Annotated in this window: 25 protein-coding genes; 7 read left to right on the top strand and 18 right to left on the bottom strand. The window is 36.8% G+C overall.

From position 1 onward, the window contains the following. Positions 1-46: 46 nt before the first annotated feature. From ACXAGS_RS05550 to ACXAGS_RS05530, 5 genes are all read right to left on the bottom strand, one after another. Positions 47-1,144, bottom strand: a complete 1,098-nt coding sequence (locus tag ACXAGS_RS05550) for an adenylate/guanylate cyclase domain-containing protein (protein ID WP_474905257.1) — start codon at positions 1,142-1,144, stop codon at positions 47-49. A 156-nt stretch (positions 1,145-1,300) separates the two neighbouring features. Next, positions 1,301-1,750, bottom strand: a complete 450-nt coding sequence (locus ACXAGS_RS05545) for a MarR family winged helix-turn-helix transcriptional regulator (RefSeq protein WP_474905255.1) — start codon at positions 1,748-1,750, stop codon at positions 1,301-1,303. A 115-nt stretch (positions 1,751-1,865) separates the two neighbouring features. Next, positions 1,866-2,240 carry a hypothetical protein gene (locus ACXAGS_RS05540; protein ID WP_474905254.1) on the bottom strand — a complete coding sequence of 125 codons (375 nt, stop codon included), beginning with the start codon at positions 2,238-2,240 and terminating at the stop codon, positions 1,866-1,868. Positions 2,241-2,426: 186 nt separating this feature from the next. Further along, on the bottom strand, positions 2,427-2,855 hold the full coding sequence (locus ACXAGS_RS05535; protein ID WP_474905253.1) for an FKBP-type peptidyl-prolyl cis-trans isomerase: 429 nt from the start codon (positions 2,853-2,855) through the stop codon (positions 2,427-2,429). A gap of 95 nt (positions 2,856-2,950) precedes the next feature. Beyond that, positions 2,951-3,862: an AraC family transcriptional regulator gene (locus ACXAGS_RS05530; RefSeq protein ID WP_474905252.1), complete on the bottom strand. Its 912-nt coding sequence runs from the start codon at positions 3,860-3,862 to the stop codon at positions 2,951-2,953. Between the two features lie 199 nt (positions 3,863-4,061). Here ACXAGS_RS05530 and ACXAGS_RS05525 point away from each other — a divergent pair, with 199 nt between their 5' ends. After that, entirely contained in the window at positions 4,062-5,585 is a 1,524-nt protein-coding gene (locus ACXAGS_RS05525) for an aldehyde dehydrogenase family protein (protein WP_474905250.1), read from the top strand. 1 nt (position 5,586) lies between these two features. Continuing rightward, positions 5,587-5,937 (top strand): DUF779 domain-containing protein, encoded by a 351-nt coding sequence (locus tag ACXAGS_RS05520; protein ID WP_474905248.1) that lies wholly within the window; start codon positions 5,587-5,589, stop codon positions 5,935-5,937. A gap of 50 nt (positions 5,938-5,987) precedes the next feature. On the opposite strand, the gene ACXAGS_RS05515 is transcribed toward ACXAGS_RS05520, so the two are convergent. Together ACXAGS_RS05515 and ACXAGS_RS05510 are read right to left on the bottom strand one after the other, a co-directional pair. Next, a complete protein-coding gene (locus ACXAGS_RS05515; protein WP_474905247.1) occupies positions 5,988-6,539 on the bottom strand; it encodes a DUF4251 domain-containing protein in 552 nt (183 codons plus the stop codon). Positions 6,540-6,630: 91 nt separating this feature from the next. Further along, a complete protein-coding gene (locus ACXAGS_RS05510; RefSeq protein WP_474905245.1) occupies positions 6,631-7,569 on the bottom strand; it encodes an EamA family transporter in 939 nt (312 codons plus the stop codon). Between the two features lie 103 nt (positions 7,570-7,672). On the opposite strand from ACXAGS_RS05510, the gene ACXAGS_RS05505 reads away from it, so the two are divergent. After that, on the top strand, positions 7,673-8,275 hold the full coding sequence (locus tag ACXAGS_RS05505; protein WP_474905244.1) for a GntR family transcriptional regulator: 603 nt from the start codon (positions 7,673-7,675) through the stop codon (positions 8,273-8,275). 39 nt (positions 8,276-8,314) lie between these two features. Further along, on the top strand, positions 8,315-8,452 hold the full coding sequence (locus ACXAGS_RS05500; protein WP_474905242.1) for a hypothetical protein: 138 nt from the start codon (positions 8,315-8,317) through the stop codon (positions 8,450-8,452). Here the strand turns inward: ACXAGS_RS05500 and ACXAGS_RS05495 are convergent. From ACXAGS_RS05495 to ACXAGS_RS05445, 11 genes are read right to left on the bottom strand one after another with little or no spacing between them, the layout of a single operon-like run. Beyond that, on the bottom strand, positions 8,449-9,051 hold the full coding sequence (locus ACXAGS_RS05495) for a nucleotidyltransferase family protein (RefSeq protein WP_474905240.1): 603 nt from the start codon (positions 9,049-9,051) through the stop codon (positions 8,449-8,451). The two genes, ACXAGS_RS05500 and ACXAGS_RS05495, sit on opposite strands and share 4 nt — an antisense overlap. After that, positions 9,051-10,058 (bottom strand): XdhC family protein, encoded by a 1,008-nt coding sequence (locus ACXAGS_RS05490; RefSeq protein WP_474905238.1) that lies wholly within the window; start codon positions 10,056-10,058, stop codon positions 9,051-9,053. The genes ACXAGS_RS05495 and ACXAGS_RS05490 overlap by 1 nt, the downstream gene beginning before the upstream one ends. Further along, complete coding sequence (locus ACXAGS_RS05485) at positions 10,059-11,255, bottom strand: molybdopterin molybdotransferase MoeA (RefSeq protein ID WP_474905236.1); 1,197 nt, start codon at positions 11,253-11,255, stop codon at positions 10,059-10,061. It abuts the gene before it with no gap. Positions 11,256-11,257: 2 nt separating this feature from the next. Further along, positions 11,258-12,028 (bottom strand): sulfite exporter TauE/SafE family protein, encoded by a 771-nt coding sequence (locus tag ACXAGS_RS05480; protein ID WP_474905235.1) that lies wholly within the window; start codon positions 12,026-12,028, stop codon positions 11,258-11,260. Then, complete coding sequence (locus ACXAGS_RS05475; RefSeq protein ID WP_474905234.1) at positions 12,015-13,085, bottom strand: ThiF family adenylyltransferase; 1,071 nt, start codon at positions 13,083-13,085, stop codon at positions 12,015-12,017. Before ACXAGS_RS05475 ends, ACXAGS_RS05480 begins: the two co-directional genes overlap by 14 nt. Further along, entirely contained in the window at positions 13,072-13,665 is a 594-nt protein-coding gene (locus ACXAGS_RS05470; RefSeq protein WP_474905233.1) for an NTP transferase domain-containing protein, read from the bottom strand. Before ACXAGS_RS05470 ends, ACXAGS_RS05475 begins: the two co-directional genes overlap by 14 nt. A gap of 10 nt (positions 13,666-13,675) precedes the next feature. Beyond that, positions 13,676-14,659 carry a GTP 3',8-cyclase MoaA gene (moaA, locus tag ACXAGS_RS05465; RefSeq protein ID WP_474905232.1) on the bottom strand — a complete coding sequence of 328 codons (984 nt, stop codon included), beginning with the start codon at positions 14,657-14,659 and terminating at the stop codon, positions 13,676-13,678. A 9-nt stretch (positions 14,660-14,668) separates the two neighbouring features. Beyond that, complete coding sequence (locus tag ACXAGS_RS05460; protein WP_474905231.1) at positions 14,669-15,307, bottom strand: transglutaminase-like domain-containing protein; 639 nt, start codon at positions 15,305-15,307, stop codon at positions 14,669-14,671. A gap of 6 nt (positions 15,308-15,313) precedes the next feature. Continuing rightward, a complete protein-coding gene (locus ACXAGS_RS05455) occupies positions 15,314-15,568 on the bottom strand; it encodes a MoaD/ThiS family protein (protein WP_474905229.1) in 255 nt (84 codons plus the stop codon). A gap of 7 nt (positions 15,569-15,575) precedes the next feature. Then, on the bottom strand, positions 15,576-17,810 hold the full coding sequence (locus tag ACXAGS_RS05450) for a xanthine dehydrogenase family protein molybdopterin-binding subunit (RefSeq protein ID WP_474905227.1): 2,235 nt from the start codon (positions 17,808-17,810) through the stop codon (positions 15,576-15,578). An 18-nt stretch (positions 17,811-17,828) separates the two neighbouring features. After that, on the bottom strand, positions 17,829-18,290 hold the full coding sequence (locus ACXAGS_RS05445) for a (2Fe-2S)-binding protein (protein WP_474905225.1): 462 nt from the start codon (positions 18,288-18,290) through the stop codon (positions 17,829-17,831). A gap of 166 nt (positions 18,291-18,456) precedes the next feature. On the opposite strand from ACXAGS_RS05445, the gene ACXAGS_RS05440 reads away from it, so the two are divergent. From ACXAGS_RS05440 to ACXAGS_RS05430, 3 genes are all read left to right on the top strand, one after another. Continuing rightward, positions 18,457-19,545: a vWA domain-containing protein gene (locus ACXAGS_RS05440; protein WP_474905224.1), complete on the top strand. Its 1,089-nt coding sequence runs from the start codon at positions 18,457-18,459 to the stop codon at positions 19,543-19,545. A 138-nt stretch (positions 19,546-19,683) separates the two neighbouring features. Beyond that, complete coding sequence (locus tag ACXAGS_RS05435) at positions 19,684-20,505, top strand: OmpA/MotB family protein (protein ID WP_474905222.1); 822 nt, start codon at positions 19,684-19,686, stop codon at positions 20,503-20,505. Between the two features lie 92 nt (positions 20,506-20,597). Further along, positions 20,598-21,521 (top strand): 3-keto-disaccharide hydrolase, encoded by a 924-nt coding sequence (locus ACXAGS_RS05430; RefSeq protein ID WP_474905220.1) that lies wholly within the window; start codon positions 20,598-20,600, stop codon positions 21,519-21,521. Positions 21,522-21,569: the final 48 nt, after the last annotated feature.

Raw genomic sequence — 21,569 nt, 5'->3', positions numbered from 1 at the left:
CATGGTTTAAACGCTTGGGCTTTAAGTATAAACGCAACCCAAAATTTTACCTTGTTGGAACTTTTTTATGTACTGCGTAAAGGTTTACGGTTTCTTGTTTTCCTTTTAATTCTACCGCACCTTTAGGTATAAACTCTATTTTATCATCTTTCTTTAATGCCATACGTAAATGTTCAGACACCAACAATTTACTTTTTAGGTTGTTGCATAAATCTTGTATGCGTGCGGTAGTATTTAATACATCGCCAGTAAAAACAATCTCTTTTTTTAACGCACCTAACTCGCCCGTAGTTACCATACCCATATGCAGGCCCGCCTTAAATTTTGGCACTACACTATACGCATTAATATAAAATGCATCTCGCTTGTTCATCGTTTTTTGCATGGCAAAGAAGCAATTAATAGCATTATTATACGCAATACCCTTTGCTTTTGGCCAACTAATTACAATTTCGTCTCCAATATATTGATACACTTCTCCCCTATGTTTAATAATGGGTTCTGCCATATCGTTATAGTACTGTTGTAAAAACGTAAAATAGCTAACATGCCCCAGTTTTTCGGCTATGGTTGTACTATCTTTCATGTCTACGAACATAAAAATTCGTTCTTCTTGTATGGGTTTATGGTATTTACCGGTAAAAATGTTTAGTAATACAGAATCGCCCAGGTTATCTCTAATCTCAGCATAAATTAGTGAGATGGTTAAGCTAAATAGTAATTGTATGGCTGTTCCGTATAGGGCATCGCTTTGCCAAAATTGTCTAAACTTAAACCATACCAATGGACTTTTTAAGTCCGTATCTAGTTCTAAAGCTGCGGCAATTGGATAAGAAAACCCCACCATTAAAGTAAACAGCAAACTGTACAACAAAAACTTAGAAAATATAGTACGGATAAAACTGAAGTTCCTGAATAACTTGTTTACATAAAGGGTTTCAAAAATACCTACAAGCAGTCCTAGACTAAAGATGGCCAATAGGGCAAAAACCAATACGCTAAAGTTAGGGTCAATGGCTCCAGAAGCTACAGGATTGTCTCCTAAGGCAAAGTAATCATTGGCCATAAAGAATAAACCGAGCGCAAACCAAATGAGTCCAAAAGGTAATATTCTGCGCCAATTACGGGCCAAGATTGGGTTCATCTCTGCATTTTGGCGTAAATCTAATTAAAAAGACGTTAAATTTTTATTTGACATGTCAAACAAATTGGTATAATTAGTAAATTTGTTCAACATCGATTAAAAAATGCACAGTTACGTGGTAGTAACTATAACCCTAGAATTATTGGTTAGTGGATTCTAGGGTTTTTTTATGTTCTGAGAGTTATTGGCAATTAAATCTAGTACATCTTGCGTTTGTTCTATTTGCTCTTGGGTAAGTCCTTTTAATCCAATACTTCTATTTTCTTCTATTACAGGAGCAATTTTTTGAAGCACTTCATGGCCAAATTTGGTGATGACCAAATGGCTCTTTCTTTTATCCTCTTTATCTTGAGCAGTAGTTATATATCCTGCATTTTCCATTAAACGAATTATACGAGTAATAGAAGCATGGTCTTTATAAATAAAGTCTGCCATCTCACTTTTGGTAAAACATGGCTTTTTACTTAACTGAAACAATAACATGGCTTGGTCTATGGTAATATCCTTTACCACGGCATTAATTCTTTTTTGAGCCATTTTGCGGTATTCTTTTATAGCATTTTCAATGCTATAAAAAATAGAACGATTACTTGCCTTTTCTTCCATGTTGTACTACTTACGGTAAAAGTAAATAATTTGCCGCTGCGTGCACATATAAGTAGACCAACGTCATTAGTTTACCTATAAACACAAAGGTTAATAGTGTAAACAGAAGACATAACTATTTGTTTAAACCCACCCAGTTTAGTGTTTCTGGTTTAGCCAATTGCGATTTATAAGATGATGTGAATTTTTTAAGCCTATTAGAAAAAGGATTATGCTTTACATCTGAAATCAGCTTTTCCTTTTCCTTATCTTTTAACTCATCTAAACCTTGTATAAAAAGGATTAAAAATTGTTTTTTATCCTCATGTGCCGCCTGCTTTTTAGCAATTTCCTTAGCGTTTAAAGTTAATCCATCGTCAAAACGATGTGCAACAGGCATGTTTTCGTACGCTTTTTTTTGCTGTAGCATAGTAGATTTAGCCGTTTGTTGGGCATTTGTGGTACCCACGGCAACTACAGCCAACAAAAGCGTTAGTAGTCCGTTTTTCATTTTCAATAAATAGTGTTCTCTATTTAAAAATAGTAATAAAACTGAACTAGGGACTAAATGGTGATAAAGTTGCTTTTTGGACGATAATTTCTGCTCGTTTATCGATATTCGAAACAGAAATCAATAAAAAAAGTCGCCCTAAGTTTTAGAACGACTTTTTAGTTAAGTGTATAGGTTTTAATTACCTTATTTAATGGCAACCAATTCTAGATCAAACACCAAATCTTGCCCAGCTAATGGATGGTTGGCATCTAAAGTAACCGTTTCAGGCTCTACTTTAGCAATACGCAATTGTTGCTCCCTACCATCAGGATTACGAGCCACCAAACCCATGCCTACTTCAGGTTCTATTTCGCCTGGTAGTTCACTACGGTTAATGGTTTGAAACAAGTTGTCTTGAACTTCGCCATATGCCTTATCTACCGGAATTGTAATTGTTTTCTTTTCACTAACACCCATATTCAATAACCCTTCTTCAAATCCAGGAATTAACATCCCTTGGCCTAACTGAATTTCTAAAGGATCACGGCCTTCAGAAGAATCAAATACCTGACCATTGGTTAATTTACCTGTGTAATGTACTTGTACGGTGTCGTTCTGTTTTACTGTACTCATAAACGTATTTTTCGCTTTCTTATCTATTTAGGGCGAAGGTACAGGTACTAACCGAGACCATGAAGGATTTGAACAAAAAGTATTGATTTCTAGAACTAAAGTGCTATAAAACGGTCCCTATAGGCTTTTGGCGTGCTGTTTTTTGTCTTTTTAAATACACGATTAAAATAAGAACGATTGGTAAATCCGCAGGCCATAAAAACTTCAGTAAGATTAAAATTTGGATTTTGTAGCAATTGTGTGGCTTTGGCTATGCGTTGCTGATTTATAAATTCTACCGGAGAGCATCCCATTTCATTCTTAAAGACTTTATAAAAATTAGAAGTGCTCATATACGCTTTATCCGCTAGTTCTTCATTACTTATAGGCCTATGGATGTTGTTTTTTATATATTCAATTACGTATGCTAACTTATGCGTACTAGCCAAAGATTTACTTTGAGCGCTATAGGCTTTTCTTGAATTGGCTTGTAAAATTCTAATAATCAGTTCTTGTACCATATTGGTTACAAATAACTCTTTAGATGGGTGATTCTCTGTAAACAGGTAAACCAAACGCTGCAGTATTTGATAAATACCACCATCATTGGTGAAATGAAAATTATAATCCATCAAATTCCACTCCCTACCATCCGTACGCTGCATTTGTTCGTTCATACGCTGTACTACCCTAGTAATACGTTCTTCTGAAATTTCCATGGCCAAACAGCGCGTGGCATTATCTGTTTTTGCCTCCGGAAAGTCTATCCGCATTAATTCGTTAGCGGGTAAAATGAGGGATTCCCCTGGTAAAAAGTCAAACGATTGTTTATCCCTAAGATGCATTATTTTTTTACCCTGTAGCATACTGGCCAGCACTGGTGTGTTAAACTGTAAGTGTACCTGTTGTGCTATTTTATGCGTCTCAAAAACATGCATGGCTACTTCTTCCATAGTATAAGAAGTATAATTTTCTACAAGGGTGGTTAATTTACGACCTTCATAAAATGATTTTGGTAGCTGCATCATAGCGTTATTAATTTGCTAACTATTTAATTTTAATTCTGTAATATTCTTAAAATTAGCGTTAATAATTATCAATTTACCACATTTTGATAGAATTGTGCAAACAGTAGATAGAAATGTTCATAAAAGATAGCCTCTATTTCTACTAATTTGGCTATTAGGCATTTAGCCGTATTCACAAACTGTATAAATAGATATAATTATGAGCAATGTAAAAACTACCGAACAAGATGTGCTTAGAAAGCCACAGTTTAAAAATCAATATGATAACTATATAGGTGGCAAATGGATACCTCCTGTTAAAGGACAGTATTTTGATAACATTTCTCCTGTAGATGGTAATAGTTTCACCAAAATTGCAAGATCTACCGAAGAAGATATTAATCTGGCCCTAGATGCCGCGTGGGCAGCTGCGCCAGCTTGGAACAACTCTTCTGCAACAGAACGTAGCAACAAACTACTTAAGATTGCAGCTATAATGGAAGAAAACCTAGAAGCTTTGGCAAGAGCAGAAACATGGGACAATGGAAAAGCCATTAGAGAAACTATGGCTGCGGATATACCTTTGGCCGTAGACCACTTTAGGTATTTTGCAGGGGTAATTAGAGCTGAAGAAGGTTCCTTAAGCGAACTGGATAGTACCACTATTTGTATGAACGTAAAAGAGCCTTTAGGGGTTGTTGGGCAGATTATTCCTTGGAATTTCCCAATTTTAATGGCCGCTTGGAAATTGGCTCCTGCCTTAGCTGCTGGTAACTGTGTGGTTATAAAACCTGCAGAACAAACCCCAGTTGGTATTCTGTTATTAATGGAATTAATAGAAGGTGTTTTACCAGACGGAGTACTCAATGTAGTAAACGGTTTTGGTGTAGAAGCCGGTAAACCATTGGCCTCTAGTACGCGAATTAATAAAATTGCTTTCACGGGCGAAACCACTACTGGCCAATTAATTATGCAATATGCTTCTAAAAATATAATACCGGTAACCCTGGAATTGGGCGGTAAATCGCCCAACATTTTCTTTGAGAGTATTATGGACGCAGATGATGCCTTTTTTGACAAATGCTTAGAGGGTGCCGCTATGTTTGCTTTAAACCAAGGTGAAGTCTGCACCTGTCCATCTAGGATTTTAATCCAAGAAAGTATTTACGACCAATTTATAGAACGTGTAGTTGAGCGTGTAAATGCCATAAAGCTGGGCCATCCGTTGGACCCAACTACTATGATGGGAGCGCAAGCCAGTAATGATCAATATGAGAAAATCTTAAATTATCTGGATATTGGCAAAGATGAAGGTTGTGAGGTTTTAGCTGGTGGGGCAGCCGCCTATAACGAAGGTCTAGAAGGCGGATACTATATACAACCTACTTTATTAAAAGGAAACAATAAAATGCGCGTATTTCAAGAAGAAATATTTGGACCGGTAGCTTGTGTAACCACGTTTAAAGACGAAGCAGAAGCTATTGAAATTGCCAACGACACCCTTTACGGTTTAGGGGCGGGCGTTTGGACAAGAGATACGCACCAAGCATACCAAATTTCTAGGGCCGTGCAAGCTGGTAGGGTTTGGGTAAATTGTTACCATTTGTATCCGGCACACGCACCTTTTGGCGGTTATAAAAAGTCTGGCATTGGCAGGGAAAACCATAAAATGATGCTAGACCATTATAGGCAAACTAAAAACATGCTTGTTAGCCATGATAAGAACGCTTTAGGCTTTTTCTAAAATGGTAGAACGTGTATTAATAACCGATGCCGCAAAACATGTGGTGGACCAATTGCGGGATAAGCATGGGGAACTTATGTTTCACCAAAGTGGTGGATGCTGCGACGGTTCTTCGCCAATGTGTTTTCCTAAGGGTGAACTTATGTTAAATGAAACTGACGTTCTGTTAGGAACAATTCATGGCTGTGCGTTTTATATGAGTAAAGATCAATTTGAATATTGGAAACATACCCAGCTAACCATTGATGTGGTAACCGGAAGGGGCTCTAGTTTTTCTTTAGAAATACCATTGGGGTTACGCTTTGTTGTAAAATCAAGGATATTTGCTCCAGAAGAACTTGCCCGTATTTAAACCATTGCATCTTAGTTACAAAAACCGTTTGTGTAAAAGCAAGCGGTTTTTTATTTTTCCAAAGTACTTATTTTGCCACTATAAGCTATTGTGTTTCTATAAGCACTATATACTTGTAAACTAGCTTTACCATTGGCAAATACGGTACCCCTAAAATCAAAACCTTCGCCATCTACCCCATTTGCCTTAAAACTAAAAATATAGGTGTTCTTTTTAGGAACATATTCTAAATTAATAGTACCCAATTCTTGCGTAACTTTTATACCGGCAGTTTCAGCATTGTACGCTCCCCCAAATTGACGCTCCCCATAATAGGGCAGGTCTACCGTTAAAGAATCATTCTTCACTTTTAAAAAGTTACTACCGCCGTTAATAACAATTCTGGAGGGGCTACTACCAGGTGGAATTAACCCACTGTTGGTAACAGCGGTTAATGCAGTAGTAGTTAAAGGCTGTATTTCTTGTGCCTCAAATTTGAAATCGGCATTTTCCAAACATTCTTTTAACTTAGGATTGAACGTTGTACCATTAGCATCACTCACCGTTTTACAAGCAACCAAAGCTATAGTTGCAAAACACAAAAGGCAGACTATTTTTTTCATGTCTAATAATTTGAAATATAGAAATTTAAGCATTCTTAATGAAATGGATATTTCATATAAAAACCATGCTTTTTAAGTACAAAAAACGTGCCTAAATTTCACCTTGTTTACGTCTGAATCTAGAAAAAATAACCAACTTCTTTTTTGTGTTGATAAAATACACTCCTGTAAGTAAAACCACAGCAGCTATTATGGATTGCGTAGTAATAATTTCATCTAAAAAGAACCAGCCTAAGAATAAGGCAACTATAGGGTTTATGTAAGTAGAGGTAGCTACTTTTTCAGGTGAAACGGTTTTTAAAAGGTAGTTAAAAGCCGTGAAGGCGATAATACTACCAAAAAGGACCAAAAGAATCATAACAATTTGGGTTTTACCGGTCCAATTGACTGGTGAACTCCACTCTTCCTGAAAAATTAGACTCATTAATGCCAATAGGATACCACCGGTAAGCATTTGGTAACCCGTATTTACAAAATAATTTTTAGGTAAATCTGCCTTTCCAACAAAAAGACTGCCGTAGGCCCAACTAATTAAACAGGCAAATATCATGATTAACCCAAGAACGCTGTTTTCATTTTGTAGTAACTCATCTTGTCCTACCAATAAGTAAATACCGATCATACCAAGGCCTACGCCTATAAGACTCATGGGTAATATCTTTTTTCCTTGTAAAATGCGCATTAGCAAGAGCACTATTAACGGCTGTATGGAAATTACCAGCGCAGCAAAACCACTATCTATAAAACGTAAGGCCCACACCACTACCCCATTACCAAAACTTAAAAACAGAAACCCAGCTATGACCGTGTTTTTAAATTGTTTCAAGGATATACCAATTGGTTTGCCCATTAATTTGGCTAATAGAAAAATAAGGATTCCGGCGGTTACAAAGCGAAAGGAAGCTAACATGAAAGGTGGTAACTCCGTAACTGCTATTTTATTTAATAAGTATGTAGAACCCCAAATTACATAGATGGCAAAAAATGCCAATAGTATAAATAGTGTTTGCGGGTTGGAATCTTTTTTCATCTGATTTAAACAAATATCAAAGTTATTCTTTTTGTTCCGGTTAAAATAGTTTTTTAAGGGGGGACTAATTTTGTGTAACTTTAAATCGTATACGATTTAAACTATGTTACGAGACCGTGTTAGAGAACATCTATTACTAGAAATTGAAGAAGGCAATGTTCAATTAGAGCAAACCATAAATTTAGCCAAGGTAGCACGTGAACTAGAGTTGAGTGTTACTCCTGTTCGTGAAGCTTTGAGTCAATTAGAGCAAAGTGAAATAGTTGTCTCTGCCCCCAATAGAGGATTTATAGTTCCCAATTTAAATCTTAAAATATTACATGATTTATACCAAACAGTATCCGAATTGGAGGTTTTGGCATTAGATGCCATAAAAGAAAATGTATTAGAAAATTTTAAGGTAAAACCCGAATCTATTTCTATTAAAAACCGACTACAAGTAAATAAGCAATTGATGCTATTGGGTAAAAATAAAGTTTTGCATCGCTTAGTTTTAAATTTACATACCAGAATTGCCTTTTATGAAGGCATTTATTTAAAAAATCAATTGCTTTCCGATTCTTTTGTACAACAATGGGCTAGTATACAAAATGCCGTGTTAGAAGAAAATATACCAACTGCTAAATTACTTTTGAAGATGAATTGGATTTCCATTTTAGAACTAATGGAACAACGGGTAATGCTTAATCAGAACGTAAATTTTTAATTCAGAACAATCAACCGGAATACTGAACGTTATGGTATTATGAAATTTTTGAACGATCAGATAAAAGCAAAGTCAAAAACCAAAAAGAGTTCTTTGGTTAGAAGGCAAATTTCTTGTGGTATTTTTCAAGAGCTGGATAATAATAAAAGTAAAGAGGTTAAAGACTTGGGTAGCTAATTAAGGCTTCCATGTTTAACGTATAGCTTTTCGTAGGTTTCCCTATCGTCTATGTCTATAAATTGCTCACTTTGAGCAGTCATTTTTAGTACATTTTTGTCGTTAATTTTCATCAGTTTTTTAGCTCCTACTTTACCTGATAAATTTGTCAAATCTTTAAAGTATTTTTTATCAAAAACTGCTGGTACTCCTACAGCATTAACATACTCCGTTGCACAGATTTTATTTACGCTGCATTTTAAAATTAAACGCTCTAAGTAGTTTTTTTCAATTAAAGGTTGATCGGCCAAAAGAATTAAAATGTTTTGTAATTCTTGATTTTGTTGCAAATAGTCTACCCCTATGCTAATGCTCGTACCCATACCCTGCATCCATTTATCATTGATAACATAAGGAACAGAAAAACTTATCTTTTTTAGGATAACATCGGCATGTGCACCTAATACTACAACAACCGTATCTGAAATGCTTTTGGCTTTGTCACAGGCTTTTTCTAATAACGTGCTATTTTTCCAAGGCAGTAATTGCTTAGGCGCTCCCATACGGCTCGCTTCGCCCGCAGCCAAGATTACTATTCCTGAAAAATGTAATTTACCCATTATACGTGTATTCTGTCTTTTTTCAACAATAAGGGCTGAGCATCTTTCTTTCGTATAACCGTTAAAATTTCAGATAGAATGGACAAACATATTTCCTCTGGGGTTTCTGCTCCCAAATCCAATCCTACGGGTCCTTTAATTTGAGAAAGAAAATCTTCCGAAATATCCGGTTGTTGTTCCCATAATTCAGCAAAGAGACTTTCCCTTCTCTTTGCAGGACCTAATAACCCAAAATAAGCTGGGAAACAACCATTAAGTTTTAACAGATAACTTAAATCCTTAGAAAAACTATGGGTCATTAATACTACCGCCGTTTGCTTATCTATGTTTACATTTAAAGCTGTAGCTTCTGTTTCTATAAGTTCAACTGCTCCAGGAAAATCAGAAAGTTGTTTTGCCTCTCGCGGGTCTACCACAACTGTAACCTCCCAACCGGTTAACGTGGCAAATTCACATAGTTTTACGGCATCGTGCTCCCCACCAATTATAAGCAATCTAAAACAGGGTGGTAGTTTTTCTTTAAAACAGTCTAAGTCTTTTGGGTCTACAAGGGTATTGCCTATAGGAATATGTTCTTCTGCCAATACAACGGTGGAACCAAATGCATTATTCTCCTTATATTCTGGTAAAAAGTAACTATTTATTTCTAAATATTTCCTAGAACGTAAGACAGCTTCAATCTTGGATACCCCTTCTTCTTTAGGAGCAAACGGCTCTATTAAAATCTGCAATATGCCTTCGCAACCTAAACGGTAACGACCATCATAGGTTATTACCTTAGGCGTTCCGGTTTTAAAAACACTAACCGCTTGTACTGCAATTTCCTTTTCTACGCATCCACCACTAACAGCACCAACCATTTTACCATTAGCGGCTAATAACATACGCACCCCGGGCCTTCGATAAGAAGAGCCTTCTAAGCCTACCACACTTGCAAGTACACAGTTAACGCCCAAGGCCTGCTGTTCTTTGTAAGTAGCTATTATTTTTTTGAATTCGTGTGTCATTTAAACGATTCTTTTTGTAGGTACAAAGGGCACCCAATCTCCTATTTTGTGCATACAATCTGGGGCTAATTCCACAAATCCGTTTGCTTTGCACAAACTGGTTAAGTCCCCAGAACCGTTACCTAAAATTAACCTTGCTTCTAGTCCATTTCTGGTTAGGCTAGCATGGGTTCTAATAAAACGGGTAAGTGGAAGGTCATTTTTAAAAGCATCTACCAGTTGTATTTTATGTAATTCAACTTCTTGATGCAAACTTTTATATAACCAAGGAACAAAATAGAGATGAAAATTTGCAAAAGTAGATGCCGGATTACCAGGAAAAGCAAATACTGTGGTATTCTGTCTTTTGTTATTTCCGAACCAAAACGGTTTGCCTGGCCTTTGTTGTACACGATGAAACAATTTGGAGGTACCTATTGCTTCTAATATGTCCGGTATATAGTCGTATTTTCCTTTTGATACACCACCACTTAAAATCAAAACATCAAAATCCTTGGAAAGGTCTTCTAATGTTTTTTTTAGTACTTCTGGGTTGTCTCTTAAATGAAAACGTTCCCAGGTTACACCCAATTCTTCTAGGGCTGCCGCAATACTATAAGCATTGCTAGTTCTTATTTGATGCGGTTTAGGCGTTGTATCTACCGCTACCAGTTCATTACCCGTAGCAATAATGGCTACTTTTGGCTTTCTATAGACCGTAACTTGGTTTTTACCTACGGAAGCTAAAACACCAATTTCTGCAGGCGATATTTTTAGGCCTTTTTCTAAAACCACATTGCCCTGAAGCTCATCTGAACCTTGCTTATGGATATTCTGGCCCTGATTAACCTGTTTTTCAATTTTTGCTATTCCATCTTGAATTTGTAGTTGTTCGTACATGATTACCGTGTCCGTACCCAAAGGTAACATGGCGCCTGTCATCACTTCTACGGCTTGCTGCTTATCATTTAATTCTAATTCTGGGGTGCCTGCGGCGGCTATTCCATTTAATTTAAATTCCCGTTGTCCATTCTCGTATGCTTCAAAAGCTATAGCAATACCATCTTTGGTAACCCGGTTAAATGGCGGAAAATCCCTATCCGTATGTATGGTTTCTGCCAAATACTGCCCAACGGCAACTTCTAGACCTACCTTTGTTGTGCCTAGATTGGCAGTATTATCCAAAACAATTGCTTTTGCTTCTTCAAAAGGAATCATAATTAAAAATTTAATTGCAGTCCATTAATACACACTACACGTATTCCTACTAAAAATACCAATATGGATGTGATTAAACGTATTGCTTTAGCGGACAATTTACCCAGACTTATTCTAACACCCAACTGGCCTCCCAAAAATACGGCTATGAGAAGACCAATAATATGTGGCCAGTATAAAGACAAAGTATTTGATACCAATAAGCCTCCTATACCGGAAATGGAATTTACCCAAATGAAAAAACTGGCCAATGCGGAAATTACAATGGGCCTATCCCATTTTAAATGATTTAAGATAGGTGCCAAAAAAATACCGCCACCAATGCCTACCAAGCCAGATAAAAAACCTATAGCACCTCCAAGCACATAACTTACCCAAGGAGCGTATTGCTTAGGCTCTTCTTTAAAATTAGAATTAAGTGTTTGGAATGCTAAGGCCAATGCGGATATAATTAGAGAAAAACCTAAGATGATAAAAAACACATTCTGTGTAAGTTTAAATATTGCGCCAATAAAAGCCAAGGGAATACTGGTTATTATAAAGGGTAGAAATTTCTTAAGAGAAAGGTGTCCGCTTTTAAAGTACAAAATACAACTACCGGTTACTACTGTTAAATTACAAATTAAAGCCGTACTTCTTATCGTGTAAAAATTAACTAACACTAGGGTTAATATGGACAAGTAACTACTACCACCTCCAAAACCTACACTAGAATATAAAAGTGCAATAACAAAAAAGAATACAACCAATAGCGCAAAATCAACTATTTCCATTATGAGCTAAATAGTGGTTTATACCTCCAATAATATTAATAACCTGGGCGTTTGGCTTATAAGCTTTTATTTTTTGATATGCTGTAGCACTTCTTTTACCAGATTGGCATACCAAATACGTGTAATTAATCGTCGACAATTCGTTTAAACGATATTGTAACTCATCCAAGGGTACATTAATTGCGTTTGGCAAGTGAAAGTCGTTAAATTCACTCGGCTCACGAACATCCCATAAATCATATGCTGTTTTCAACTTTAAAAATTCCTTTATAGAAATGCTATTAACTTCATTAACGCAACCGGGTGTTTTGTAAGAAGCTTTAAGTTGACTAATTTTTGCGGTGTTCTCTTGTTTTTTAAATTGAATGTGTCTTGTTTGTTGGGTAAGACCATCATACAACAACAGTTTTCCAACTAAAGGCTTACCAATAGCTGTTATAACTTTTATAGTTTCTAAGGCTTGTAAAGAACCAATAATGGCAGGTAGCACTCCTAAAACACCATTAACATTACAATCAGGAATACTATCCTGTTCTGGTGGATTAGGAAACAGACATCTATAGGTGGGGCCGTCTTTAAAATTAAAAACACTTATTTGCCCTTCAAAACCATGCAATGCGCCGTAAACAAATGGTTTATTTAATAAAACACAGGCATCATTAATTAGATATCTAGTTCCAAAATTATCCGTAGCGTCTACAACAACATCAAATTCTGCAATTATTTCTAAAGCATTTGTTGCATCTAAATAAGTATTAAAAGGGATGAAATTGGTGTTCGTGTTTTGCGCTTGTAACTTCTTAAGACCTACCACCAATTTAGACAATCCAACTTCATTTTCTGCATATAACACCTGTCTCTGAAGGTTATGTAATGCTATAACATCATTTTCTACAATGCCAATAGTGCCAACACCCATTGCATTTAAGTATTGAACTACAGGTATACCTAATCCTCCCAAACCAACCACCAGTACCTTTGCTTGCTGTAGTTTATTTTGGTTAATGGCACCAAAACTGGATAGGGATGTTTGTCTTAAGTACCTAGTGTGATTCATTGGCAATTATAGATTTGGCATGCTCATATTCAGCCAGTGTATTAGCATTGTAGACTACCCTATCATTAATAGGATATACCAACTTAGTGTCTGAATTGATTAAAAATTTTCTTGGACAAGAACTTTGAGCCGCTTGCATATAAGATATGGCTTCCTTTAAACCTTTAGGTTCCCATATTGAGACTAGGGGCTCTGGAAGCTTTGTTTTTTGAGTAGCCATGGCCGTTGCATTTCTTTCTGTATCACGTTCCGCTTTAAGCAATTTTAAGTTCTTAAGGTCCATTAACGGTAAATCACAAGCCAAAACCAACCAACCAGCATCTGGATGTGCTTTGTGAGCACTTAAAATACCATTAAGGGGTCCACGGTACTCGTTTAAATCTAAGATGCACTTATCCTTGGGATAGTCTACTATTTGCTGGTTATCTCGTATACTATAAAATGTGCTATCGCATACCTGTTCTAATAGTTTATAGAGGTATTTACTTTGGGGCTCCCTATGGTAATTTAAGGATGCTTTATCCGTACCCATTCGGCTACTTTTACCGCCCGTTAATACTAAACCATATAATTTTTTCATCTGCATTAAGTTAACCCCCAATTGAAGTCATGGAACTATCAAATACCGCACTATTTTCTTCTTGCGCTTCAAATCCTGTTTTAGCTCTATTACCTACTACTTGCTTTAAAATATTTCCTATTTCTGAATTATTGGACGTGTTACGCAAAAAGGTTCTTAAGTTGGCCTTGGGTTTTCCGTATAAACAGGTAATTATATCTCCTGTTGCGGTAATTCTTAATCTATTACAACTGCCACAAAAAGTTCTGCTAAAAGATGGGATTATACCAAAGGTAGCAATATGCCCTTCTATTTGATAATTTATAGCGGTAGCGGTGGCTGGGGCATTTAACTTCTTAAATTTTGGGTATACGGTTCTTATGTGTTCCAAAATAGCTTTATAGTTCCATTTGATGCTAGAAAATCCTTTTGTACCTCCGTTAAAAGGCATTTCTTCTAAAAATCGAATACTTACCGGATAATTTTTAAACCAATCCAAAATAGATAAAATGTCTCCTTCGTTTTGGTTTTCCAATACTATAAAGTTAACCCGAACATTAAAGCCCTCGTTAATTAATTTTACCAAGTTACCATAGACCGTTTCAAATTGCTTTCTTCTAGTAATACGCTCAAAAGTAGCTTTTTCTATGGCATCTAAACTTACGTTGATGTTGGTAATACCCAATTCTTTTAATTCTTGTATATAAGGGCCAATTAACGTGGCGTTTGTGGTAATGCTTATATCCTTTAATCCGTCAAGATTGCTTAAATACCTTAACAATACCATTAAATCTTTACGTACAAAAGGTTCGCCACCGGTTATTCTAATCTTATCAATGCCTTGCTCAACAGAAATTTGAGCCACCCGTTTTAATTCTGCTATGGAAAGTAATTCGTTCTTTTTAACAAAGTTGATTCCCTCACTTGGCATACAATAATTACACCTAAGGTTACAGCGGTCTGTTACCGCCAGTCTTAAGTAATTGATTACCCTATTGTGATTGTCTATCAACATAAAACTAATTTAAAACTTAAATGTGGTTTTATTGGTGTCAACAGTAAATACAGTAGGATAGTGTTCTCTAATGTTTTCTAACATAAAATCTAGTGGAACATCATCAAACGTTCCGTAGTCCTCTAAATATTCCATAAACGCGGCACCTTCTTGATTGTATTCTTGGAACATAGAGTCGGTTTCTCCATCAAATTCCAAGGGAGCCACTTTACACAAGGTACATAGTTCTTTGTTAAAAGCAGGTGTTGCCTTGACCCACTTGTCTTTTAAATAAACTTCTGCCATACCATGGGGTGTAAGCACGTTGGTACCAAAACGTTCCGTTAGGCGTTCTACGGCTATATGATTGGTTACCTTAGCTAATCTTAACCTAGCGGGTATTCCCAATCCCCTTAGCGCAGCTATTAATAGTATGGCTTTATCAATGCAATGTCCTTTAGCTTTGACCGCCAAATTACTGGCAATGTAATGATTCTTATCTGTGCTAATCGTGTACGGATCATACCGGTACCCGTCCCTGACCAACAGATATACCTTCTTTGCAATTTCAACCTTAGAAAGATTTTTATTTTTAAAAGGTGCTATTAAATCTTGAATTTCTTTAGCGCTATAATTTAAATAGGCTGTTTCTTTTAGATATTTTTCCATACACAATTATCCCCCGCTAACCGGTGGTATTAATGCAATTTCGTCGTACGAGTTAATGGGTTCTGTATCATTTGCATAATTGTTATTCACAGCAATAGCCAAAGAAGTTAGCTTGGCCAACTCTGGATAGCCATTGGTCAAAAATTTTCTTAAATCACCCACGGTTTTTAAGGTTTTGTTACCTGTAAAATTAGCTGTAGGTATAGATAAGGTTGGGGTGCCAATAATATCTTTGGTTACCCCAAATAGTAATATGGTCATAAATTAATTATCCTATTATTTCTTTTTCTTTTGGTTGAAACAATTCTGGAAATTTAGTAAAAGGTTGCTGGTAAAAACGATTACCGGTTGCCGCTTTTAATGCATTGGCTATGGCACCGCCAGCTGGTGGTAAGGTAGGTTCTCCTAAACCTGTTGGTGCTATTTCATTTTGAATTAAATGCGTTTCTACAACGGGAGCTTCTTTCATTCTAATTAAACGATACTTATCAAAATTTGAAGCGCTAGGTTTACCAGCCTCAAAATTAAAATCGCCAAAAAGGGCATGCCCTACTCCATCTACAATTCCACCTTCTATCTGGTTTAATGCTCCCAGTGGGTTTACTACTATACCACAATCTACCACACAAGTAATTTTTTTAATTACAGGAACGCCATCTTCTACAACAACATCCGCAACTTCGGCCACATGTGTATTGTGGCAATAATAATTTACGAATCCTTGATAAACGTTTTCATTTGTACCCCAACCAGATTTCTCCACGGCTGTTTCAATTACCTTAATCATTCGTTCGGGCGAATACTGGATACGTTCATCTGCTTCGGGGTTTACCTTTTTAAGTAAATCTAAGCGCAACTGTACGCGGTCTACGTTCATGTTCTCTGCCAGTTCATCAAAAAAGCTTTGTTCAGCGTAAGCTAAAAAGTTTGTATAGGGTGCCCGCCAAGCCCCTGTGGTAATATTACTTTTATGGCTAGCTACATCTACTTTATAATTTTCAATGGCTCCAGCTGGGAAAAAGTTGGGTATTAATCCATACATATTAGAATTAATGGCCGCTTCTTTTAAATGGTAAGCGGTTATTTTACCATCTTTTATTCCTGCCTTTATTCTATACTTGGTGGCCATCCGGTAAATACCATCGTTCATATCATCTTCCCTAGAATACACCACCTTCACTGGTTTTCTTACTCTGTCCGCTATTTCCGCAGTTTCTAAAACAAAATCACCGTATAACCTTCTACCAAAGCCACCGCCCATTCGTGTCAGTTCTAACTCAATTTCTTCTGGTTTGCGGTCTAGCATTGTTGCAACAGCACCCGCTTTCCATGCGGGAGTTTGTATTGGGCCAACCAAATGTACCCGCTCATCGGTAACATTTGCATAAAAATTCATAGGTTCCATGCAATTGTGTGGCAAAAAAGGAGCTTCATATGTACGCTCTATTATTTGGTCCGCTTCTTCAAAGGCCTTTTCTACATTTCCGTCTTCGCGCATGGTTGTAAACACTTTGCCATCTAACAAGGCCAACATGGCATCGTCATGCTTTTTGGTATCTTCCAAAGCGGTTACCTCCTTCCATTTGGTTTCCAAGGCTTTTTTTGCCTTAAACGCCTGCCATGTGCTCTTGGCAAGAATAACCACCTTGTCTGATGTTGAAAGTATTTCTGCAATATTAGGTTGAGCCTTTATTAGTTTACGTGCTTTTTCACCTATGGTAAATACATCAACTACTCCGTCCATATTTTTTACGGATGTGGCATCATAATCCTCAAGTGCCATACCAAAAGCAGGTGGCCTGGCTACTGCGGCAAATAAGGTGCCTTCTGGTTTGTAATCTACCCCAAACAATGGCTTTCCAGTAATTATCTGGTCTATATCTACGTTGGGAGTATCTTTACCAATTATGGTAAAGTCTTTAGGCTTTTTTAAAGTAATCTTCTCTGGTATTGGAAGTTGTGCCGCAGCATTAACCACATCTCCATAACCTAGTGTTTCATTTGTCTTGGTATTGGTAATAACGCCTTCTTTGGCCGTGCAGTTAGCGGAATCTATATTCCATTGTGCAGCCGCCGCATTTACCAACATTTGTTTAGCGGTAGCCCCCGTTCTTCTTAGTGGTTCCCACCCATGACGTAAAGATTGACTACCACCAGCTACTTGTCGCTGGTAATTAACAGTGTCTAATTTGGCTTGTTGTACATAAACCTTGTTCCATTTTACATCTAGCTCTTCTGCAATAAGCATGGGCATTGCAGTTTTTACACCTTGTCCAATCTCTGGATTTGGGGCAAAAATGGTTACCGTACCATCTTCCGCTATTTTTATGTAAGCATTAAAGTCTTGATAGTTAAGCTTGGACATGTCTGCGGGTGGAACAAAGTTAGATTTCTCTTTACATGCCTGGAAAAGATTAAATCCGATTAATAGTCCACCACCTGCTAAACCAGAAGTACGCATAAAGGCTCTTCGGCTAAAATTTTGTGAATTAGATGTTGCCATTTTATGAGTATTTTCTGATTAGTTCATGTTCTTAGCGGCTGTTTCTACCGCTTTATAAATTCTATTATAGGTACCGCAACGGCAAATATTACCATGCATGGCATTTTTAATATCTTCTGATGAAGGTTCAGGGTTCTGTTCTAAAAAGGCAGTGGCCGTCATAATTTGTCCGGCTTGGCAATACCCACATTGGGGTACATCGGCCTCTTTCCACGCTTGCTGTACGGGGTGTTCACCATATTCAGATAATCCTTCAATAGTACGTATGGTTTTATCCGCTATCATGTCTAAGGTTAAACTACAACTGCGCATAGCAATACCATCTACATGTATGGTACAAGCCCCACATTGACCAATTCCGCAACCAAACTTGGTGCCTACTAAATTTAAATGGTCCCTAAGTACCCACAAAACTGGGGTGTCTGAAGCTACCTCTACGGACTCTTTCTTTCCGTTTACGTTTATCTGATACGTTGGCATAACCTTTTTATTTTTCAAAAGTAAGTTATCAAATTCTATTGAGGCAAATACATTTTTAACCTATCAACAGTTTAATTTAACTTTTATTTAGCGGTGTAATATGATTGGGTTGAAAAATTTCTGCACGATTATTGCGTTGTAGTATCTGAACCGAAAAATGAAAAAAATGAAAAACTTCTTTAGGCAACTTTCTTGCCTATTTATGCTAGCACTTGTAGTAGCTTGTGGTAATGCAGATGACGATGTGAATTTCAACTTAAACCAGAATGAATTAGGAAAAGGAGAAGAAGTTGACGACTGCTTGAACTTTGGCGAGAATGATTTAATATTGAACATACAGGAAAAATACACCACCCTTCCAGGAAAAGTTTCCATATTATTTAAAGTTAGTGATACAGACGGCAACCCCGTTTCTGGTTTAACGGCCAATAAGTTTACAATTTACGAACAAGGCAGAAACGACGATTGTTTCAATACCATTTCTTCTAGTGAATCTTTTGCGCGCATTTCTCCAAACACCCAAATATTTAGCAACAACACCATATTGGTTTTAGATTTAAGTAATTCTGTGCTACAAGGTAGTTTAGAAGAACTAAAATCTGCCTCTACTACTTTCGTGAACAATGTGATGCCGGCTACACCAACAGATTCCTTTAAAATGGCAATTTATTGGTTTGATGGAGAAGATGAACTACATCTTTTAAATGAACTTACGTCTTCTGCAACAGAATTAACTACTGCCATTGAAGGTATAACGGCAGATATTAGCAACGACCCATCAACAGATTTGTATGGAGCGGTTATAAAATCTACCAACATTGCAGAAAACGTTTTAAAGCAAAATACCAGTAGTAGTGTAATTGGTGCGGCCTCTGTGGTTTTATTCACAGATGGTACCGATCAAGCCTCTAGGTATAAAGAAGCAGACGCCATTAAAAAAGTAGAAGATGCCAATCCAAACATTTCGTTTTTTAGTATTGGTCTTGGCGCGGAAATAGATACGCAAGTGTTGCAAAGTATTGGCAAGACAGCTAGTGTTGTTGCCGCTAATGCATCTGAACTAGAAGCCACGTTTAATCAAATATCAGCCAGAGTATCAGAACAAGCAAATAGCTTTTATTTGTTTGAGTATTGTACGCCAAAGAGAGATGGTAGTGGTACTAGTAATTTAGTAATTCGCGTTATAGATGGTTCTTTGCAAGGAGCCGTACAAACAGAATTTAGCGCCAATGGATTTACCGGTGGATGCGAATAATTTTTTTAACGATAACCTGCTATAAGAGAGCATTAAAAGCCCGTCTATTTGTAGACGGGCTTTTTTTATATGATCCAAAACGGTTTCTACTGCGTATATACTTTTGAAAACGATTAATGAACACTTAAAATTTTCAAAATGAAAAAAGTATTGTTTACCGGTCTTGTGGCTTCTGTAGTGCTAACAGGCTGTGTTTCTAAAAAGAAGTATGTAGCCTTAGAAGAAAATTTAGCACAGACCCAAAGCCAACTAACCAAGACGCAGGTAGAGAAAGAGGAATTAGCCTCTAAACTTTCCAAAATAGAAGCTCGTGTAGCAGAATATAATGCCAAAATCAACTCTTTAAAAGAGGTAAACGATAGCCAGTTTCAAATTAAAGGGAACACGGTAATGAGCAATAGCAACAAGGCTAAAATGGAAGCTACTTTGGCTAAGGTTGATCCTGCCAAACTAGCACAAGCCAAAACAATGGAAGATTCTGTAAACTTGGCCATTTCTTATAATCTTAAGAATTCTATTTCTGATGAAAATGATGATATAGACGTTTTTGTTGATAAAACTGTTGTTATGATCAACATTTCTGACAACCTTTTGTTTAGAACGGGTAGTTACCGCATAAACGATAAAGCTAACACTGTATTGGGTAAACTTGCAGAAGTTATAAATTCTGAACCAAGCATGGAAGTAATGGTAGAGGGCCATACGGATTCTAGATCTATTAACACTGCTGTGGTAGAAGATAACTGGGATTTAAGTGTAAAACGTGCTACTTCTGTTGTACGTACCTTACAAGAGAAATATAACGTAGATCCAACCCAGTTAATAGCTGCCGGTAGAAGTGAATACCAACCATTGGTAGAGAACACGGATAAAGATAGCATGGCTAAAAACAGAAGAACACGCATAGTTATTATTCCAGATTTGGATAAATTCTTTGCCCTTTTAGATTCTGAGAGCTAGAATACGAACACATCTCACAAATAAGTAGAAAAAGGAAGGGTAATACCTTCCTTTTTTATTTTGGTTATCTTTCGGGTTAAAATAGTTAGACCATGACCAAAAAAATATTCACTTTACTTCTAGTAATACTATTCACCCAAATTACATCTTCGCAAGAAAACCCATTAGAAGGCAGATGGGACTTAGAAATGAATTTTGACGGAAAAACACAACCTTCTTGGTTAGAAATTAGACATTCTGGACACGAAACCTTTGTTGGACGATTCGTTTTTGCCTTTGGTAGCGCAAGGCCTATTTCTGAAGTTAAATTAGATGGTAATCATTTTGAATTTACTATCCCTAGGCAGTGGGAGCCTAAAGGACAAGATATGCATTTTAAGGGTAATTTAAATAACGGTGAATTATCTGGTATAATGACATATACCAATGGTGATAAAATAAACTTTACCGGTGTTGCGGCGCCCACTTTAGCCTACAACACTACCCCTAGAATGGGTGGTACAATAAAACTATTCAATGGTGAAAATTTAGACGGCTGGCATGCAGACCGTGACCAAAACCAATGGATAGTAGAAAACGGAATTCTTAAAAGCCCTAAAAGCGGTGCAAATCTTATAAGCGACCAAAAGTTTGATGATTTTAAAGCTGTAATTGAATTTAAGTATCCAAAAGAAAGTAATAGTGGAATTTATTTGCGTGGCCGATATGAGGTACAAATTGCGGATAACTACGGGCTTAAACCAAGTGATATTTATTTTGGTGGCGTTTACGGATTTTTGGAGCCCAATGAAAATGCAGCCAAAAAAGCGAATGAATGGCAACGATATGAAATTACCTTAATAGGAAACCGAGTAACTATTATAGCCAACGGTAAAGCAATTATAACAGACCAAACTATTCCTGGTATTACTGGTGGTGCCCTAGATAGTAAAGAGGGAGAGCCAGGAGCATTCATGATTCAAGGAGACCATGGTCCGGTTGAATTTAGAAAATTTGAAGTAACACCTATTCAATAAAAAAGAGGGCTATTTTGCCCTCTTATTATTAGTGTAAAGCATTTAAAT

Source organism: Croceivirga sp. ABH4_376 (genome assembly GCF_056160685.1).
The sequence above is the reverse complement of the archived record's forward strand: the minus strand, read 5'-3'. Positions and strand labels throughout refer to the sequence as shown.

Coding starts and splice junctions, on each gene's coding strand:
- ACXAGS_RS05520 (WP_474905248.1), top strand. CDS start 5,587: ATGGTAGAACGTGTATTAATAACCGATGCCGCAAAACATGTGGTGGAC.
- ACXAGS_RS05445 (WP_474905225.1), bottom strand. CDS start 18,290: ATGCCAACGTATCAGATAAACGTAAACGGAAAGAAAGAGTCCGTAGAG.
- ACXAGS_RS05530 (WP_474905252.1), bottom strand. CDS start 3,862: ATGATGCAGCTACCAAAATCATTTTATGAAGGTCGTAAATTAACCACC.
- ACXAGS_RS05515 (WP_474905247.1), bottom strand. CDS start 6,539: ATGAAAAAAATAGTCTGCCTTTTGTGTTTTGCAACTATAGCTTTGGTT.
- ACXAGS_RS05455 (WP_474905229.1), bottom strand. CDS start 15,568: ATGACCATATTACTATTTGGGGTAACCAAAGATATTATTGGCACCCCA.
- ACXAGS_RS05470 (WP_474905233.1), bottom strand. CDS start 13,665: ATGAAAAAATTATATGGTTTAGTATTAACGGGCGGTAAAAGTAGCCGA.
- ACXAGS_RS05550 (WP_474905257.1), bottom strand. CDS start 1,144: ATGAACCCAATCTTGGCCCGTAATTGGCGCAGAATATTACCTTTTGGA.
- ACXAGS_RS05485 (WP_474905236.1), bottom strand. CDS start 11,255: ATGATTCCTTTTGAAGAAGCAAAAGCAATTGTTTTGGATAATACTGCC.
- ACXAGS_RS05440 (WP_474905224.1), top strand. CDS start 18,457: ATGAAAAACTTCTTTAGGCAACTTTCTTGCCTATTTATGCTAGCACTT.
- ACXAGS_RS05480 (WP_474905235.1), bottom strand. CDS start 12,028: ATGGAAATAGTTGATTTTGCGCTATTGGTTGTATTCTTTTTTGTTATT.
- ACXAGS_RS05510 (WP_474905245.1), bottom strand. CDS start 7,569: ATGAAAAAAGATTCCAACCCGCAAACACTATTTATACTATTGGCATTT.
- moaA (WP_474905232.1), bottom strand. CDS start 14,659: ATGTTGATAGACAATCACAATAGGGTAATCAATTACTTAAGACTGGCG.
- ACXAGS_RS05545 (WP_474905255.1), bottom strand. CDS start 1,750: ATGGAAGAAAAGGCAAGTAATCGTTCTATTTTTTATAGCATTGAAAAT.
- ACXAGS_RS05525 (WP_474905250.1), top strand. CDS start 4,062: ATGAGCAATGTAAAAACTACCGAACAAGATGTGCTTAGAAAGCCACAG.
- ACXAGS_RS05450 (WP_474905227.1), bottom strand. CDS start 17,810: ATGGCAACATCTAATTCACAAAATTTTAGCCGAAGAGCCTTTATGCGT.
- ACXAGS_RS05540 (WP_474905254.1), bottom strand. CDS start 2,240: ATGAAAAACGGACTACTAACGCTTTTGTTGGCTGTAGTTGCCGTGGGT.
- ACXAGS_RS05490 (WP_474905238.1), bottom strand. CDS start 10,058: ATGACACACGAATTCAAAAAAATAATAGCTACTTACAAAGAACAGCAG.
- ACXAGS_RS05500 (WP_474905242.1), top strand. CDS start 8,315: ATGAAATTTTTGAACGATCAGATAAAAGCAAAGTCAAAAACCAAAAAG.
- ACXAGS_RS05460 (WP_474905231.1), bottom strand. CDS start 15,307: ATGGAAAAATATCTAAAAGAAACAGCCTATTTAAATTATAGCGCTAAA.
- ACXAGS_RS05505 (WP_474905244.1), top strand. CDS start 7,673: ATGTTACGAGACCGTGTTAGAGAACATCTATTACTAGAAATTGAAGAA.
- ACXAGS_RS05535 (WP_474905253.1), bottom strand. CDS start 2,855: ATGAGTACAGTAAAACAGAACGACACCGTACAAGTACATTACACAGGT.
- ACXAGS_RS05430 (WP_474905220.1), top strand. CDS start 20,598: ATGACCAAAAAAATATTCACTTTACTTCTAGTAATACTATTCACCCAA.
- ACXAGS_RS05495 (WP_474905240.1), bottom strand. CDS start 9,051: ATGGGTAAATTACATTTTTCAGGAATAGTAATCTTGGCTGCGGGCGAA.
- ACXAGS_RS05435 (WP_474905222.1), top strand. CDS start 19,684: ATGAAAAAAGTATTGTTTACCGGTCTTGTGGCTTCTGTAGTGCTAACA.
- ACXAGS_RS05475 (WP_474905234.1), bottom strand. CDS start 13,085: ATGAATCACACTAGGTACTTAAGACAAACATCCCTATCCAGTTTTGGT.